General features: G+C 70.2%; 12 protein-coding genes and 1 CRISPR repeat array. Of the genes, 10 read left to right on the forward strand and 2 right to left on the reverse strand.

The annotated features are described in order from the left end of the window. The 10 genes from AB0H52_RS30350 to cas2e form a co-directional block, all read left to right on the forward strand. Positions 1–770, forward strand: a 770-nt coding sequence (locus AB0H52_RS30350; protein ID WP_357951674.1) for a tyrosine-type recombinase/integrase, incomplete at its 5' end; no start/stop codon positions are given. A 221-nt stretch (positions 771–991) separates the two neighbouring features. After that, the gene (locus AB0H52_RS30355) at positions 992–1,477 is read left to right on the forward strand and encodes a hypothetical protein (RefSeq protein ID WP_357951676.1); all 486 of its coding nucleotides are present in this window, start codon (positions 992–994) and stop codon (positions 1,475–1,477) included. 140 nt (positions 1,478–1,617) lie between these two features. After that, positions 1,618–4,386 carry a CRISPR-associated helicase Cas3' gene (cas3, locus tag AB0H52_RS30360; protein ID WP_357951678.1) on the forward strand — a complete coding sequence of 923 codons (2,769 nt, stop codon included), beginning with the start codon at positions 1,618–1,620 and terminating at the stop codon, positions 4,384–4,386. Between the two features lie 132 nt (positions 4,387–4,518). Beyond that, on the forward strand, positions 4,519–6,093 hold the full coding sequence (gene casA, locus AB0H52_RS30365; protein ID WP_357951696.1) for a type I-E CRISPR-associated protein Cse1/CasA: 1,575 nt from the start codon (positions 4,519–4,521) through the stop codon (positions 6,091–6,093). 27 nt (positions 6,094–6,120) lie between these two features. Next, entirely contained in the window at positions 6,121–6,714 is a 594-nt protein-coding gene (gene casB / locus AB0H52_RS30370; protein WP_357951680.1) for a type I-E CRISPR-associated protein Cse2/CasB, read from the forward strand. Positions 6,715–6,774: 60 nt separating this feature from the next. Beyond that, on the forward strand, positions 6,775–7,968 hold the full coding sequence (gene cas7e / locus AB0H52_RS30375; protein WP_357951682.1) for a type I-E CRISPR-associated protein Cas7/Cse4/CasC: 1,194 nt from the start codon (positions 6,775–6,777) through the stop codon (positions 7,966–7,968). Continuing rightward, positions 7,965–8,774 carry a type I-E CRISPR-associated protein Cas5/CasD gene (gene cas5e, locus AB0H52_RS30380; protein ID WP_357951684.1) on the forward strand — a complete coding sequence of 270 codons (810 nt, stop codon included), beginning with the start codon at positions 7,965–7,967 and terminating at the stop codon, positions 8,772–8,774. The genes cas7e and cas5e overlap by 4 nt, the downstream gene beginning before the upstream one ends. A 5-nt stretch (positions 8,775–8,779) precedes the next feature. Continuing rightward, on the forward strand, positions 8,780–9,514 hold the full coding sequence (cas6e, locus tag AB0H52_RS30385; RefSeq protein WP_357951686.1) for a type I-E CRISPR-associated protein Cas6/Cse3/CasE: 735 nt from the start codon (positions 8,780–8,782) through the stop codon (positions 9,512–9,514). 1 nt (position 9,515) lies between these two features. Beyond that, positions 9,516–10,508 carry a type I-E CRISPR-associated endonuclease Cas1e gene (gene cas1e / locus AB0H52_RS30390; RefSeq protein WP_357951688.1) on the forward strand — a complete coding sequence of 331 codons (993 nt, stop codon included), beginning with the start codon at positions 9,516–9,518 and terminating at the stop codon, positions 10,506–10,508. Further along, a complete protein-coding gene (cas2e, locus tag AB0H52_RS30395) occupies positions 10,505–10,783 on the forward strand; it encodes a type I-E CRISPR-associated endoribonuclease Cas2e (protein WP_357951690.1) in 279 nt (92 codons plus the stop codon). Before cas1e ends, cas2e begins: the two co-directional genes overlap by 4 nt. Positions 10,784–10,801: 18 nt before the next feature. Then, a CRISPR array of direct repeats spans positions 10,802–14,124; the repeat unit is 28 nt; unit sequence GTCGTCCCCGCCCGCGCGGGGGTCTTCC. Positions 14,125–14,559: 435 nt separating this feature from the next. Here the strand turns inward: cas2e and AB0H52_RS30400 are convergent. Continuing rightward, positions 14,560–15,105 carry a DUF4913 domain-containing protein gene (locus tag AB0H52_RS30400; RefSeq protein ID WP_357951692.1) on the reverse strand — a complete coding sequence of 182 codons (546 nt, stop codon included), beginning with the start codon at positions 15,103–15,105 and terminating at the stop codon, positions 14,560–14,562. Continuing rightward, on the reverse strand, positions 15,102–15,896 hold a 795-nt coding region (locus tag AB0H52_RS30405; protein ID WP_357951694.1), incomplete at its 5' end, for a TraG/TraD/VirD4 family protein. The genes AB0H52_RS30400 and AB0H52_RS30405, both read right to left, overlap by 4 nt.

The raw sequence follows: 15,896 nt of genomic DNA on the forward strand, positions 1-15,896 counted from the left end.
CGTTCTACGGCTGGCTGATCGCCGAGGACCGCACCGACCGGGCCAACCCCGCCGCCATCGACTCCCGCAAGAAGCCGAAGGTCGACCAGCGCAGCACCAAGACATCAGGGCTGTCCCGAGGGCAGGCCGAGGCGCTGCTCCTCGCGGCCGACGCCGACACCGGCCCCCAGACGCTGCGCACCGCGGCGATCGTCGCGCTGCTGCTCTACACCGGCATCCGCGTCGGCGAACTCGTCGGCGCCGACGTCGAGCAGCTCGGCCACAACCGCGGCCACCGCACCCTGCGCTTCACCGCCAAGGGGGCCCGCGAGCACCTGGTGGCGCTGCCCGCCCCGGTCACCCGACGCCTGGACGCCTACCTCGCCACCCGCGTCGACCTCACAGGCCCGCTGCCCGTGGTAGCTGGGCAGGCCGGCGTCCGGGCCCACCGGCCCCTGGTCGCCACCACCAGTGGCGCCCGGCTCGACCGCGGCGCTGTCACCCGACTCGTGATCCGCCTCGCCGAGGTGGCGCGGATCCCGGTGAAGATGTCCCCACACGTGCTGCGCCACGCCTGCGCCACCCTCGCCCGCGACGCCGGCGCGAGCCTCGAAGACGTTCAGGACCAGCTCGGCCACGCCGACGCCCGCACAACCCGCCGCTACGACCACGGCGGCCAGCGCCTGGACCGCGCCCCCGCCTACACCCTCGCGGCGTACCTCAACGCCGGCGACGGGCATTCCACGGAATCGACCACCGAGGACACCGACGATCCCGGTGCGCGGCCGTGACCGGCCGCCGGGGGCGGTGTGCTGTCGGTGGGCTGCGCTACGATTCCCGCACGGCTGACGCGCCAGCCGATCCGGGAGCCCGCACCCGCCACGCCGGGGACGGGCGGCGAACGGAGAAGACGTCTCAGACTCAGCGCCCCACTCTCCACCTTTCTGCTGGTCGGCATGATCATGTGTCGGTGGGGTCGGGCGTGGGGTACCCCGCCGAGGGATGAGCTGACATGCCGCAGGACAAGCGCAAGCTGACCCGCACGATCCGCGAGCGCAGCGACAGCACCGGGGAGACCTACACCCAGGCCCGTGAGGGCGTGCTGGCCACGCTGACGCTGCCGGAGACAGAGCGCCAGGCCGACGCGTTCGCCGCTGCCGTCGCGCTGCGCATGGCCCACGCCGGCGAGGACGAGGCGACGGCCAGGATGTCGGTGACGGAGATCCGGGAGATCGCCGAGGGCTACGGGTACACCTTCGCCGAAGCGCAGGTCGGGTACGACGACCCCCTTAACAAGGTCATGTGCACCACGTGTGGCTGGACGAACGGGATGGTCTGCCCCGAGTGCCCCGGCTGCGGCTGCTACAACGGCCAGTGCTCCGGCTGGCGCCACAGCGAGTTCATGGACGACGACGAACGCCGCGCCCGCAACGAGTGCCCCGACTGCGGCGGCGACATGCAGAACCACTACGACTGCCGTTGCCGCGATGAGGGCTGACCCGACGGCGGCGCTGGCGGCCGGCCTGGCGGTGTTCCCACTGCCGGCCGGTGCCAAGCGCGCCGCACCGGGCTGGTCGAGCCAGGCACCCAAGCACCGGGCCTTATTTCTGTCGCAGGTGCTCCCTACAGTCTTGCCTCATGTCGTCCGATTCGACCGCTGCCTTTTCTGCCTTGTGGGCGAAGTCCTCCTCCGTTGGTGGTCGACCGTCTCTGCTGCTGCAGCATCTGCTTGACACGGCAGCGGTAGCGGAGCTGATCTGGGAGCACTACATCGCCCCGCATCTCAAGGCGCAGTTAGATGACCTGACCGACGTTAAAGGCCGAGAATTCTTCGCGCTCGTGTGTGGCTGGCACGACGTGGGGAAGGCCTCACCCGCCTTTCAGGGCAAAGTCAATGCTTTAGCCGAGAACGTCCGGGCTGCGGGACTGATCTGGCGCAAGCTGAACAAGGAGTCGGCTGCCTGGCATCACACCTGTGCTGGCGCGGTGATCATCAAGTCGGTTCTCCGTGACGCGGGGTGGAGCGAGTCAGCGTGCGACTGGGTCTGGCCGTTGATCGCCGGCCATCACGGGTTGGTTCCGTCGGGCGCGATCCACGAGAAGGCGAGAAGGCTCCGTGGGGCGCAGGGCGATAGCGCGGCCTGGAAGTCCGCGCAAGGTGCACTGGTGTACGCGGTTGCTGAGGCGCTCGGCGTCGATCTAGCGCGCCTGGCGCCCGTGGTGGTGCCGCGTCGCGGGGTGCAGCTGGCGCTGTCTGGCCTCGTGATCATGGCGGACTGGATCGCCAGCAGTGATCACTTTCCGGGTGAATTTACCCTGTCCGAGGTATCCATGCCTCAGGCTCGGCGACGGGCGAACGAGGCGTGGGCGAAGCTGGAGCTGCGGGGCGGTTGGGGTGCGGCGCCCTACCGGCGTTTGCCGGATATGGTCGAAGCCAGGTTCGGCAAGTCGGCACGTCCGCTGCAGGCAGCCTGCGTTGATCTGGCAGAGCAGATGGCAGCGCCGGGGCTGCTGATCATCGAAGCCCCGATGGGCGAGGGGAAGACGGAGGGTGCGCTCGCCGCGGCGGAGGTGCTGGGACGGCGGTTCGGCTACGACGGCGCTTTCGTGGGGATGCCGACGCAGGCGACCAGTGACCCGATGTTCGAGCGGGTGCTTCGCTGGGCGAACCGGGTCGACCGAGGGCTGCCGGTTGGGTTGCTCCACGGCAAGCGGATGTTCAACGCGCGCTGGAACGAGCTACAGCAGCGGACCCATTTCGCGGGAATCGACGACTTCGGCTGCGCTGACGAATACGATCTGACCGGCTCTGGTCGGTCGGTGCGTCCGGAGCAGGCTCCAGCGCAATGGTTTCTCGGCGCGAAGCGCGGGATGCTGATGCCCGTCACGGTCGGTACCGTTGATCACTTGCTCTACGCCGCGACCCGCACCAAGCACGTCATGCTCCGGCACGCCGGCTTGGCCGGCCGGGTGGTGATTCTGGACGAGATCCACGCCTACGACGTCTACATGTCGCAGTTTCTCCACGAGGCGCTGCGCTGGTTGGCGGACGCGGGCGTACCCGTGATTCTGCTGTCGGCGACCCTGCCGCCGAAGCAGCGGGAGGGCCTGATGCGGGCCTATCTGCAGGGCGCGCAGATTCGACGCACGGTCGACGTGCCGGCGGTGTCGGCGGCACTGGACTATCCCGTGCTGCATGCCCTCACCGTTGCTAACGGCGTTGTGGCTAGCGCCAACCGGACGACGCCATCGTGGCGTTCTAGCCTTCCGATGACGGTGGAGCTGCTGGAGGAGACTCCGACGGACGGCCCTGATGGGGTCGTGAACCTGCTCGATGATGAGCTGCGCGACGGTGGTTGTGCGTTGGTAATCCGCAACACGGTCGGCCGGGCGCAGCAGACCTTCGAGGCGTTGGCCAAGAAGTGGGGTCCAGATGAGGTGATCCTGCTGCACGCGCGGTTGACGGTGGCTGAGCGCGCCGCGCGTACGACGAGGGCCTTGGAGCTCTTGGGGCCGCCAAGCGCTAGCGGTACGCGGCCGTCGCGTTTGGTCGTGGTGGCGACTCAGCTGGCTGAGCAGTCCTTCGATGTGGACGCGGACCTGCTTGTCACTGACCTGGCGCCGATCGATTTGTTGCTGCAGCGTGTTGGTCGGGTGCACCGCCACATGCGGCCGGAACGCGTCCGTCCGCCCAAGGTGTTCGTCGCTGGCATCAAGTCGTACCCTGCTGGGCCGCCTGCCTTTCCGCGCGGTGCCGAGTTCATCTATGGGCGATACGCGCTGCTGCGGGCTGCCGCGCTGGTCATGGAGGCCACCGCTGGTTGCGGCTGGAGCGTTCCCGCCGATGTTCCCGGCCTCGTTGCGCGCGGGTACGGCGACGATGACTTCGTCCCGGCACCGTGGCGCGAGGCGACGTCCACCGCCCACGACGAGTGGCAGGCGGAGCAGGGCAATCGGCGCAGTCAGGCGGAGTTGTTCCTGCTGGCGGGCGAGAGCGAGCTGGGCGCGCCAACGTTGGCTGGATTGCATAACCGAGCGACCGGCGAGGCGCCCAGCGACGACGAGGTTGCTGCGGTGGTGAGGGACGGCTCGGAGTCCGCGGAGGTGGTGCTCGTCCGCCAGGCCGGCGGACGCTACCTCACCCTCGGTGGACGGAGCCTCGGCCCAACCGGAGACGCCACTGAGGGCGAGGTCGCCGAAGAGGTCGTCGGTTCGACGGTGCGGCTGCCGCCTCGGAAAGAGCTCACCATTGCAGCGAAGGGCCTCGGGCCGTTGCCCGGCTGGTACGGCAACGCGTGGTTGTCCAAGTCCTCTGCGCTGGTGCTCGACGAACGCGGCTCGGTTGTCCTCGGCAGACGGCGGCTCACGTACGACGAGCGTCTCGGCCTGCTAGATGAGCCAGCATGAGAGGACAGCCGACTTGGCCGAACCGCGCGGATGATCGGCGCTCTTCTGGCGCTGCCGCAACGGAGGCGATCACGACATTGATCATCGATGAGGTGCGGCGTCCATGAACCGTCACGATCCTGCGGAGTGCTGATGGAGAACTTTTCGTTCAACCTGGTGGACGAGCCGTGGATCCCTGTCGTCGAGGGTGGTCGTCCGCGGCTGATGTCGCTGCTCGACGCCCTGTCGCGCGCACATGAGGTCGATGGCTTGGCGACGGCGAACCCGTTGGAGACCGTGGCGGTGTTGCGGCAGGTGCTGCTGCCGGTCTACCTGGATTCCTGCGGCATCCCTGGCGGGGAGAGTGAGTGGAAGCGCCGGTGGTGTGAGGGCCGATTGCCGGACCAGGAGATCAAGGACTATCTCAACCACCATCGGGACCGCTTCGACCTGTTCGCCTCGCGACCGTTCGGCCAGGCCGCAGGGCTGCGGACGGGCAAGGACGAGTCCAAGCCGGTCTCGTTGCTGATCGCGTCGATCGCCACCGGTAACAACGTGCCGCTGTTCACGCCGCGTACCGAGGCTGCTCCTCCCGCGTTGACTCCGGCGGAGGCGGCTCGCGCCATGCTGGCGACGCAGTGCTGGGATACGGCGGCGATCAAGTCCGGGGCGGCGGACGACCCGCAGGTGAAGGGCGGCAAGACCACCGGTAACCCGGTCGGCCCGTGCGGCGCTCTGGGCATCGTGTTGCCCATCGGCCGTAACCTCGCCGAAACGCTGATCTTGAACAGCCCGATCGTCCGTCAGCCGCCAACGGACGACGTGCCGCAGTGGCGTCGGAATCAGCCGATGACCGGTGCCTGGCAGCCGCAGAAGAGCGCGCTGGGATTGTTGGATCTGCTGACCTGGCAGTCGCGGCGCGTGCGGCTCATCCCCGAGCGGGACTCTGGTGGCAAGGTTGTGGTCAAGCGAGTAGTGCTCACTGCGGGTGACCGGCTGCACCCGTTGCCGCAGGATGTGGAGCCGCACACCGCTTGGCGGCAGGTTGACAAGCCGCGGGCGGGTCAGTCTCCGGTGATGCCGGTACGCCACCGGGTCGGGCAGGACGCGTGGCGGGGCTTGACGTCAATCCTCGCCACTATCTCGGGGAATTACAGCCCAACGTTAATCCTGCAGCTGGCCGGTCTTGACATCGACGTACCGCTGCAGGTGTTGACCGTTGGTGTCGAGTACGGCAACCAGTCGGCGGTCGTCGAGGACGTCATCGTCGACATGATCCCGTTGCCGCTGGCCGCGCTCAAGCCGGGTGAGGTGCGGCAAGTCATCGAGTCGATCATCAGCGAGGCCGAAGGGCTTCGTCGAGCGGGCAATCAGCTTGACGACAACCTGCGACGGGCCAGCGGTGGGAGCCCGGTGCCGTGGGACAAGGGCCTGCGGGTGGGAGACGCCCTGATGCACGACCTCAACCCGGTCGTACGCCGCCTGTTGGCCGGTCTGCAACAGCAGCCCGATCGGTATCGCGAGGCCGAGGACGCGTGGCGGAGCGTGGCTCGGAAGCTGGCGTTCAGGGCGGCCGAGCCAGCGCTGGCCGCGGTGCCGCCAACGGCGTTTCTCGGTCGTGAGGACAAGAAGCAGAAAGACAAGCAGCAGAAGAGGTTCTACCGAGCCAGCGTAGTCGTGCGCTGGTACCACCGCTCGATCGACGACACCCTCGGCATCGAATCCTGATCACTCCTGAGTAGCGGAGTTTCGTAGATGACCATCAACAACAGCGAACACCAGAAACAGCAGCGACGGCGACACTTCTGGGAGCGCGACTTTCCCAAGACGGTGCCGGAGGGTAGGGATCTCGCGGCGCTACGCGTCGGACTCGGTCGCGAGTCCGGATCGGTCCCGGCCATGTGGCCGTACTACACCGTGCTGCACGCAGAAGGATGGATCACGCCCAAGCTACGGGCCGAGCATGCCGCCTTGGCGCTGTTCGCCGTGCACCAGCAGTCCCAGCCCCGCCTTATGCACAAGCCGGACGTCGGGCTGGGGTGGGCGATGGCCAACCTGCGCCGCAGCGACAAATTTTCCCCCGAGGCGGTTGACCGGCGCTTCGGTGCGGCGGCGACGGCGACCAGCTTCACCGAGGTGGTCGCGCACCTGCGGGGGCTGGTCAGTCAGCTCCGTACCCTCAAGCCCGCTCAACCGCTGGACTACACCCGGCTGCTCAGGGATTTGTGTGACTGGCAGGACCAGGAGCGGGTGCACTCGGTGCGGCGTCGCTGGGGATCGCAGTACTTCACCGCCGGCAGGGATGGGCAGACGCCGGCCGACCAGGACTCGGCCTCAGCACCGGCATGACGGCCTGCCCACCCCACTACTGAACGTCCTCCAGCAGACAATTGACTACAAGGAGACTCGGTGACCGACCGCCGCCGTACCTACATCGACATCCACGTCCTGCAGACCGTACCGCCGTCGAACCTCAACCGGGACGACGCGGGCAGCCCGAAGCAGGCCATCTACGGCGGCGCACGCCGCCTGCGGGTTTCCTCGCAGGCGTGGAAGCGCGCGACGCGTCTGGCGTTCAAGGACGAATTGGGCATTCCCGCGAGTCAGTTGGGCACGCGTACCAAGCGGGTGTCGACGATGCTCGCCGCCCGTCTGGCTGAGCGGGCCCGACTGACCGCGGAGGACGCCACCCGACTGAGCAACGCCCTGCTCGCCGCCGACCTCAAGGTGGCCGCCGGCAAGAAAGCTGAGGAGAGCGCCTACCTGCTGTTCTTCGGCCGGAGTCAGCTCGACGCCATCGTCGACCTGGTCGCCGATCGGGCCACCGAACTGACCGCGCTCGCCGACGACGCGCTGACCAAGGCCGTTGCTGAGTTGCCGGTCCGCGCGCAGCTGACGGGTAAGCACCCGATCGACGTTGCGCTGTTCGGTCGGATGGTCGCCGACATTCCCGCCCTCAACGTGGACGCCGCCACGCAGGTGGCGCACGCCCTCTCGGTGCACCCGGTGGAGATCGAGTTCGACTACTACACGGCGGTCGACGACGAGAAGTCGCGTGAGGAGGACGCTGGCGCCGCGATGATCGGCACGGTCGAGTTCACGTCCGCGACGCTGTACCGCTTCGCCACCCTCGATGTGCATCACCTCGCCGAGAACCTCGACAACGACATCGACGCGACGATCGACGCGGTGCGAGCGTTCCTGCGGGCGTTCGTCACGTCGATGCCGACCGGGCACCAGAACACCTTCGCTCATCGCACCGTGCCCAGCGTCGTCAGCTACATGGTGCGCACGGACCAGCCGGTCAACCTCGTTTCGGCCTTCGAGAACCCCGTTCGCAGCAAGTACGGCATCGCCGCCCAGGCCGCGCTCAACCTTGCCAAAGAGGTCAACCGAACCAGCACCTCCTTCGGCCTGACCCCCATGACGGTCTCCACCGTCTGGGACCCGACGTCCCTCGACGTCATCGGCAGCGAACAGGATCGCGGCCACGTCGCCGAGGCCACGCAGGCGTTCGGGTCGGCGTGTGGCCTCGACGAGAGCATCGACGCGACCATTGCCGCGGTGCGGCCCCGGCTGGACGGGTCTGCGGCGCTGCGATGACCGACGACTTCTCCTGCCTGGTCCTCCGCATGGCCGGCCCCCTGCAGTCGTGGGGTGGACGCGGCCAGTTCAACCGCCGGGACACCCTCGACGAGCCGACCAAGAGCGGCATCCTCGGACTGCTCGCCGCAGCTCAAGGGCTACGCCGTGAGGACTCGATCGCGGACCTGCTCGGCCTACGCCTCGGAGTGCGCACCGACCAACCGGGCTCACTGCTGCGCGACTACCACACCGTCAGCGATCACCGAGGCCGCCCGCTGCTGTCGGCCAGCGTGAATACCAAGGGCGCGCAGAAGCCGACGACGCCGGCGAAGCACACACACGTCACACACCGGTTCTACCTCCAGGACGCGGTGTTCGTGGCGGCGGTCAGCGGCCCGGTCGAACTGCTACGAAGCCTGGCGGCCGCTCTGCGCAGCCCCGCCTTTCCCCTAGCGCTCGGCAGACGGTCCTGCCCACCGACGATGCCTCTGCTCCTGCCGCGTGACCAGGCGGACCGAGTCGACCAGGACGTGCTGTGGGCTGGTCTGCCGGCCGACGTGCTCGCCCAGGTGCCGTGGCAAGCCGGCGACCGACACCGCGCGTCACGCTTCCCCCGCGACGTCCGCCCGGCGACGGTCGACCTGCCGGTCACCGTCGACGACGACAACGGCAACGACGTCCGCGTCGACGTACCCCACTCCTTCGACCCCCTGTACCGCGGGTTCAACACCCGTCGCACACGCCAGGAGTGGGCCCGCATCCCCACCGGTTGGCCCGGCACCGGCCAGACCGACCACGATCCCTTCGCTCTGCTCGGGTGGTAGCTCCCATGCCCTATCTGTCCCGGATCCGTCTCAACCCGCTCCGCACCAAGGCGCAGCGGATGCTCCGCAACCCGCAGGTTCTGCACGCTGCAATTCTCGGCGGCCTCAGCCGGCAACCGGTCGACGAACGCGTCCTCTGGCGCCTGGAGAATTATCAGCATCATCTCGCGGTCCTGGTCCTGACCCAGTCCACGCCGTCATGGGAGCACCTCGTCGAGCAGGCCGGCTGGTCCGCCGCCGATGAGCCGCAGGCCCTCACCAAGCCGTACGAGCCGCTGCTCGACCAGATCCAACGCGGCCGCACCTTCGCCTTCCGTCTGAAGGCCAACCCCACGGGCGCGACCAAGAAACCCGAACGCCCGTCCGAGGCGCAGTCCCTGCGACTCGCCGCCAATCGGCCCCGAGGCATACGCGTGGCACACCGCAAACTGCCCGACCAGATCAACTGGCTCGTCGAGCGACTGAACCGTAGCGGCTGCGCCGTACTTTCGGACACCGTCGACGGCAACGACGTCCCCGCCGTACGCGTCACCGACCGGGAACGGCTCCGCTTCCACAAGAACGACCACCGTACGCCAGCACCTCCAGTCGTCCTGGAGAGCGTCACGTTCGACGGCCTGCTGCGTGTCGACGACCCGACGCTGGCCCGAAACGCGTTACTCGCAGGCATCGGCACCGCCAAGGCGTACGGATTCGGTCTGCTTACCCTCGCCCCACCACAGCCCACCGAGGCGCCCTGACGTGTGGTGGCTCGCCGACCCGCAAGACCTGCACCGCATCAGTGACCGGATTTCCAGCGTCTACGTCGAGCGCTGCCACATCGACCGCGACGACAACGCCGTCGTGCTGGTCAACCGGGAACGCACCGTCCGAGTGCCCGCCGCGATGGTCGCAACCCTGCTGATCGGACCCGGCGCCCGCATCACCACCGCCGCCGTACGCCTGCTCGCTGATTCCGGCACTGCCATCACCTGGGTCGGCGAAAAAGGCGTACGCCTCTACGCCAGCGGAATCGGTCCCAGCCGCGGATCGCAACTCCTCCTCCGGCAGGCCTACCTGGTCACCCGCACGAAGGAACGCCTCGCCGTCGCCCGCCGTATGTACGGCATGCGCTTCCCCGGCGAAGACGTGAGCACACTCACCATGCAGCAACTACGCGGACGAGAAGGCGCCCGAGTCAAAAAGATCTACCGCGTCCACTCCGCCCGCACCGGCGTGCCCTGGGACGGGCGACTCTACAAAACCGGACAACCTTTCGAAGCCGGCGACGACGTCAATCGGCTCCTGTCCGCCGGACATAGTTGCCTCTACGGCATCTGCCACGCGGCGATCGTCGGGCTGGGCGCAAGCCCAGGACTCGGCTTCGTACACACCGGCGGCGCGACCTCCTTCGTCCTCGACATCGCCGACCTTTACAAGGCCGACTACACGATCCCGCTGGCATTTGACCTGGCCGCGCAAGGCCTCACGAGCGAACGAGACGCACGCATCGCCTTCCGCGACAGGGTCACCGACGGCAAGCTCATGACCCGTATCGTCCAGGACATCAAGACGTTGCTCCTCACCGAAGGTGACGACATCACCGACCACGACGAGCACGCACTCTGGGACGACGACCTCGGCTCCGTACCAGGCGGCATCAACTGGGCGAACGACTACGCCGACAACCTCGACGGCACCTCCTTTATCGGCGTCACCGGCCCAGATCTGAACGAGCCCAAGGTGGACTTTTGACCGTCGTCGTCCTCATCGCCGTCGCCGAAGGGCTTCGCGGTCACCTCACGCGATGGATGATCGAGATCGCCGCCGGCGTCTTCGTCGGCAACCCCAACGCTCGGGTACGAGACCGGCTCTGGGCGCTGCTCGCCGCGAGGGTCGGAGACGGGCAAGCCATCATGATCGAACCAGCCGACAACGAGCAAGGCTGGGCGATCCGAACCGCCGGGCGGGACCGGTGGGTGCCCGTCGATCTCGACGGACTGATGCTGGTGGCACGACTTCGTCGATAAACGCCCAGGTCAGCAAGCGTCGTCCCCGCCCGCGCGGGGGTCTTCCCCGCAGCGCCAGATCAGCTGCCGCCGCGTACGCGTCGTCCCCGCCCGCGCGGGGGTCTTCCTGGTGACGCCCCGGCAGTGTTCCTCCCACCATTGTCGTCCCCGCCCGCGCGGGGGTCTTCCGCCCGACTGCACCGCGATTTCACCGAACGCGCCGTCGTCCCCGCCCGCGCGGGGGTCTTCCCTGGGGGCGGTGGCGGGCGGTGCCTCCACACCCGTCGTCCCCGCCCGCGCGGGGGTCTTCCCAACCCCGCCCACCCCATCGACGACCGCACCATGTCGTCCCCGCCCGCGCGGGGGTCTTCCCTGCTGCTGGCCGCCCCGGACGAGTGGGTGGCCGTCGTCCCCGCCCGCGCGGGGGTCTTCCGCCGCAGGTATGCCTGTCCGACCGGCGTGCGACGTCGTCCCCGCCCGCGCGGGGGTCTTCCGCTCATCGAGGGTGGTGGGCGGTCGGCCACATCGTCGTCCCCGCCCGCGCGGGGGTCTTCCTCGCTCACGGCCAGGCCACCACGCTCGACCGCAGTCGTCCCCGCCCGCGCGGGGGTCTTCCCGCCACCCCAGCGAAACCCGCCGGGAGATTCCAGTCGTCCCCGCCCGCGCGGGGGTCTTCCGCTGGACCGCACTGGTCGTCTTTCCCGAGCCGCGTCGTCCCCGCCCGCGCGGGGGTCTTCCGTCGTCAACGGCGGACTGGTTGGCGTCGATGTCGTCGTCCCCGCCCGCGCGGGGGTCTTCCCGTCATCGTCGCCGGTCACCTCGACTGGGACAGGTCGTCCCCGCCCGCGCGGGGGTCTTCCGTAGTCGGCGTGGTCACGCAGCAGCTTCGATGAGTCGTCCCCGCCCGCGCGGGGGTCTTCCGCGATCCTCGGTAGAGTCGGCGCGCGGCGGCTTGTCGTCCCCGCCCGCGCGGGGGTCTTCCGTCGGCGAGGGTGCCGTCTGCCCAGCGCTCCCAGTCGTCCCCGCCCGCGCGGGGGTCTTCCGCACGAGGTGTCCGGCGGCGCGATCTGCGCCGTGTCGTCCCCGCCCGCGCGGGGGTCTTCCGAACGCCGCCGGGAAGAGCTGGTTCATGCAGGCATCGTCCCCGCCCGCGCGGGGGTCTTCCCTCTCCGAGATCGAGTTTTGGTACCCGGAGGTCGTCGTCCCCGCCCGCGCGGGGGTCTTCCGGACCCTCGGCCCACCCAGGTGGACGCTTTCTGGTCGTCCCCGCCCGCGCGGGGGTCTTCCCGTCCGCCGACCCAACGGCAAGCCCGGCCCGGCGTCGTCCCCGCCCGCGCGGGGGTCTTCCGGCGACACGTACGCCGGTCACGTCGTGCTGTGGGTCGTCCCCGCCCGCGCGGGGGTCTTCCGTAGGTCCCGACACCAGCGGTGGCCCCGGGCAGGTCGTCCCCGCCCGCGCGGGGGTCTTCCCCTGGACGCCGCCGGCCTGCGGTCGGACGTGGAGTCGTCCCCGCCCGCGCGGGGGTCTTCCCGGAGTGACCATGAAGGACGAAGAGAAGGCCGTGTCGTCCCCGCCCGCGCGGGGGTCTTCCCCGCAGCCCGTCACCGCCGACTACGGCACCCACGTCGTCCCCGCCCGCGCGGGGGTCTTCCTTTGCTCCGGCCACGTCCGGGAAAAAGGGCCTGGTCGTCCCCGCCCGCGCGGGGGTCTTCCGCATCCGGTGTTCGGCCGGTCGCGGGCGCTGCGGTCGTCCCCGCCCGCGCGGGGGTCTTCCGTCGTGGAGGTCCACCCCGGACACCCCGTAGGAGTCGTCCCCGCCCGCGCGGGGGTCTTCCCGGCCGTTGTTCCGTCGCTACCTGAGCAGCATCGTCGTCCCCGCCCGCGCGGGGGTCTTCCGCTTTCTACGCTCACGGCGATTGCATGTGGGATGTCGTCCCCGCCCGCGCGGGGGTCTTCCGCCGTGCCGGCCTGATTCACCATCTCCGCCATCGTCGTCCCCGCCCGCGCGGGGGTCTTCCGGCGGTCCTGGAGCAGCAGATGAACCTCCGGGAGTCGTCCCCGCCCGCGCGGGGGTCTTCCGGCACTTACACTCCCCGCTTCATCCCCGCCAAGGTCGTCCCCGCCCGCGCGGGGGTCTTCCGGTCAACGCGACGCAGATGGAGGTTGGGGGGTCGTCGTCCCCGCCCGCGCGGGGGTCTTCCGTCACCCGCACCGGTGTTGGTCCTGTGTTCACCGTCGTCCCCGCCCGCGCGGGGGTCTTCCGTGGATTAGCGCGCTCGCGGCGATCGTCGTCATGTCGTCCCCGCCCGCGCGGGGGTCTTCCGGCATGTACGCACTCGACCAGTCCTGGCACGTGGTCGTCCCCGCCCGCGCGGGGGTCTTCCCATGCAGGCCCTGACCGACGACGTCAAACGCCAGTCGTCCCCGCCCGCGCGGGGGTCTTCCTCAGGTTGTGGACGGCTGGGACAACGTGCGCGAGTCGTCCCCGCCCGCGCGGGGGTCTTCCGGCCGAGGCCGAGGCGGCGAAGGTCCCGAGCCTGTCGTCCCCGCCCGCGCGGGGGTCTTCCGTCCGGGTCGACGGTCACGGCGACCGTCAACGGGTCGTCCCCGCCCGCGCGGGGGTCTTCCGCCACGCCACCGGCACCCGCCGCACGGAGCAGGGTCGTCCCCGCCCGCGCGGGGGTCTTCCCGCCCCGGCGAAGATGACGCCCAGCCCAGTGCCGTCGTCCCCGCCCGCGCGGGGGTCTTCCGGCGGCCCGTCAGGACATCCTGTACGACTCGATGTCGTCCCCGCCCGCGCGGGGGTCTTCCCGCTGTCACGCCCGTGATGATGACCGCGCCGCCGTCGTCCCCGCCCGCGCGGGGGTCTTCCTCCGGGGCCGCTCACCACTCCCACGACAGGAGCGTCGTCCCCGCCCGCGCGGGGGTCTTCCCACCTCCAGCGTGTAGGTGTCGGCCAGGCGCACGTCGTCCCCGCCCGCGCGGGGGTCTTCCGGTCCACCGGTGCGCGCTGCCGACCATGGTGAGGTCGTCCCCGCCCGCGCGGGGGGTCTTCCGATCCGCTCCGCGTCGGGTGGCCTGGTCATACTGTCGTCCCCGCCCGCGCGGGGGTCTTCCGCACGACAGCCCGGCGGCCGACGCCGCCTGATCGTCGTCCCCGCCCGCGCGGGGGTCTTCCGGGCCGCATCCGTGACACCGTCGCCGCCCGGCAGTCGTCCCCGCCCGCGCGGGGGTCTTCCCGGGTCGCCGCGGTGCGTCGGGCGCTGCGCCGCGTCGTCCCCGCCCGCGCGGGGGTCTTCCGAACTTCGTCCGTGCGCTCATCGCCGCGTCCCCGTCGTCCCCGCCCGCGCGGGGGTCTTCCGGCCGTTCGTGCCGCTGGCGACACAGTGTAGAGGGATTTCAGTTTTGTCAGCCCGCCCGGCGGCCGGCGCCCTCTTGCTACGCCGGGAAGAGCGCGCGAGGTGCCGTACCGTCCGAGGGTGACCGTGGACTGGGGGCGGCTGACGCCGACGCTGCGGGCGGGGGAGTGGACCTGCCTCGGGCGCATCCGCCCGGTCACCGGTGGCGTCGTTCCCGCCTGTCCACGCTGCGACGCGCTGGCCCACCAAGTGCGGGTCGACAGGTCTGGCAAGCGCCAGTTTGTCGCGCCCGCCCCCGCGCACTGCTCCGGACCTGATCGGCATTTCCTGGGCCCGGGAGAGGTGATGGTGGGATGGACGCCCTGCCCCTGCCCGCCACCGGGCACGCACCGCGGTCACCACAGATGGACGTGCCGTCGATGCCCGTCGACGACCTACTACCCACCGGTGCTGGCGGCGACCTGACCGGCGAGCGATGCCGGGGAATCAGGGGCGCCGGCGTCGGGAAGCTGGGCCAGCACGTCCGGTGGCGCTGGCTCGACCGGCAGGGGGCGGGGCTCGGTGTGCTTGTCCGGGCCGCACCGGTTGAACGGCCCGTATTCGGCGGCGAGCGCGGCGAGGTGTGGGTCGAGGTGGTCGCGCCACCAGATGCTCATGCCGGTTTGGGGGTCGCTGACCCGCAGGGTTTCCCAGGCCCGCCAGAGCGCGTACAGGCGGGAGATCGCCTCGGGGTGCGCCCACCACCGCGGGCACCAGTTGATGCCGCTGGTGGGCCCGGAGGCGAGGCGCCGCTCGACGACGTGGGCGAGGTAGTCGCCGACGAACGCCTCGACGTTGCGGTAGACCGGTTCGGCGCCGGCCGGCTCGGCCGCCGGTGCCTCGTCGACGGGCGGGGTTGCGCCTGGGTCGCCGGCGAGCTGGCCGAGGAGCGCGCTGAGGTCGGCGACGGCGTCGGCGGCCGGCCCGGCGGTGGGCGTGGTCATGGGATCGGCTCCGGTGGGACGTCGGGGGAGAGGGTCCAGTCGGTGCGGCCGGTGGGGTCCCAGTGTGCGATCGACGCGCGGATCGCTTCCGCGTAGGGCCCGTCTTGCCAGGGGGCGGTGCGGGCGAGCGCGGGCGGGGCGCCGGAGGCGTAGACGACCATCCGGCCGCGGGGCAGGGCGTGCAGGTCGGAGACGTCGAGGATGCGTTGGCGGCGGGTGGCGTGCGAGACCGACCGCTGGCCCCATCCGGATCCGCTGCTGCTGGTCGACCGGGTGGTGACGTCGTGCTCGCCGATCAGCTTCGACAGCTCTTCGAGCCAGTCCGGGTCGGCGACGCCGCCGCCGTAGGTGCGGACGTTCGCCGCCGACCACAGTTTGCGCATGCCCTCGCGTCCCCACACGTCGACGCCTTGGGGGTAGGACTGCAGGATGGTGATGATCGGCAGGCCGTGGGAGCCGTAGTACGAGTACAGGTTGGGCAACTGTCGGAGCCGGCAGATGTTGGCGGCCTCGTCGAGGATGCTCAGCAGCGGCGGGTCCAGGCGACGGCCGGCTGAGGCGCGGGCGCGCAGCTCGCCGGCGCGCAGGACCGCGTCGGTGAGCGCGGCGACCAGTGGGGCGGGGGAGCCGGGGCCGCCCTGGGAGAGCAGGTACAGCACGTCGGTGGAGGTCACGAACGCGGACGGGTCGAACTCGGGGACCCCGCCACGGGTCGGCGGGGTCACCCACGCGGTGACGGCGGGCTCGGTGAGGCACATGAGCATCTTCTGGGCGCCGGCGTAGATGCCGCC

This window comes from Micromonospora sp. NPDC050695 (genome assembly GCF_040654415.1).
Classification (GTDB): domain Bacteria; phylum Actinomycetota; class Actinomycetes; order Mycobacteriales; family Micromonosporaceae; genus Micromonospora.

Bases quoted from the DNA above. Each gene is read 5' to 3' on its own strand.
- AB0H52_RS30355 (WP_357951676.1), top strand. From the start codon at position 992: ATGCCGCAGGACAAGCGCAAGCTGACCCGCACGATCCGCGAGCGCAGC.
- cas3 (WP_357951678.1), top strand. From the start codon at position 1,618: ATGTCGTCCGATTCGACCGCTGCCTTTTCTGCCTTGTGGGCGAAGTCC.
- casA (WP_357951696.1), top strand. From the start codon at position 4,519: ATGGAGAACTTTTCGTTCAACCTGGTGGACGAGCCGTGGATCCCTGTC.
- casB (WP_357951680.1), top strand. From the start codon at position 6,121: ATGACCATCAACAACAGCGAACACCAGAAACAGCAGCGACGGCGACAC.
- cas5e (WP_357951684.1), top strand. From the start codon at position 7,965: ATGACCGACGACTTCTCCTGCCTGGTCCTCCGCATGGCCGGCCCCCTG.
- cas6e (WP_357951686.1), top strand. From the start codon at position 8,780: ATGCCCTATCTGTCCCGGATCCGTCTCAACCCGCTCCGCACCAAGGCG.
- AB0H52_RS30400 (WP_357951692.1), bottom strand. From the start codon at position 15,105: ATGACCACGCCCACCGCCGGGCCGGCCGCCGACGCCGTCGCCGACCTC.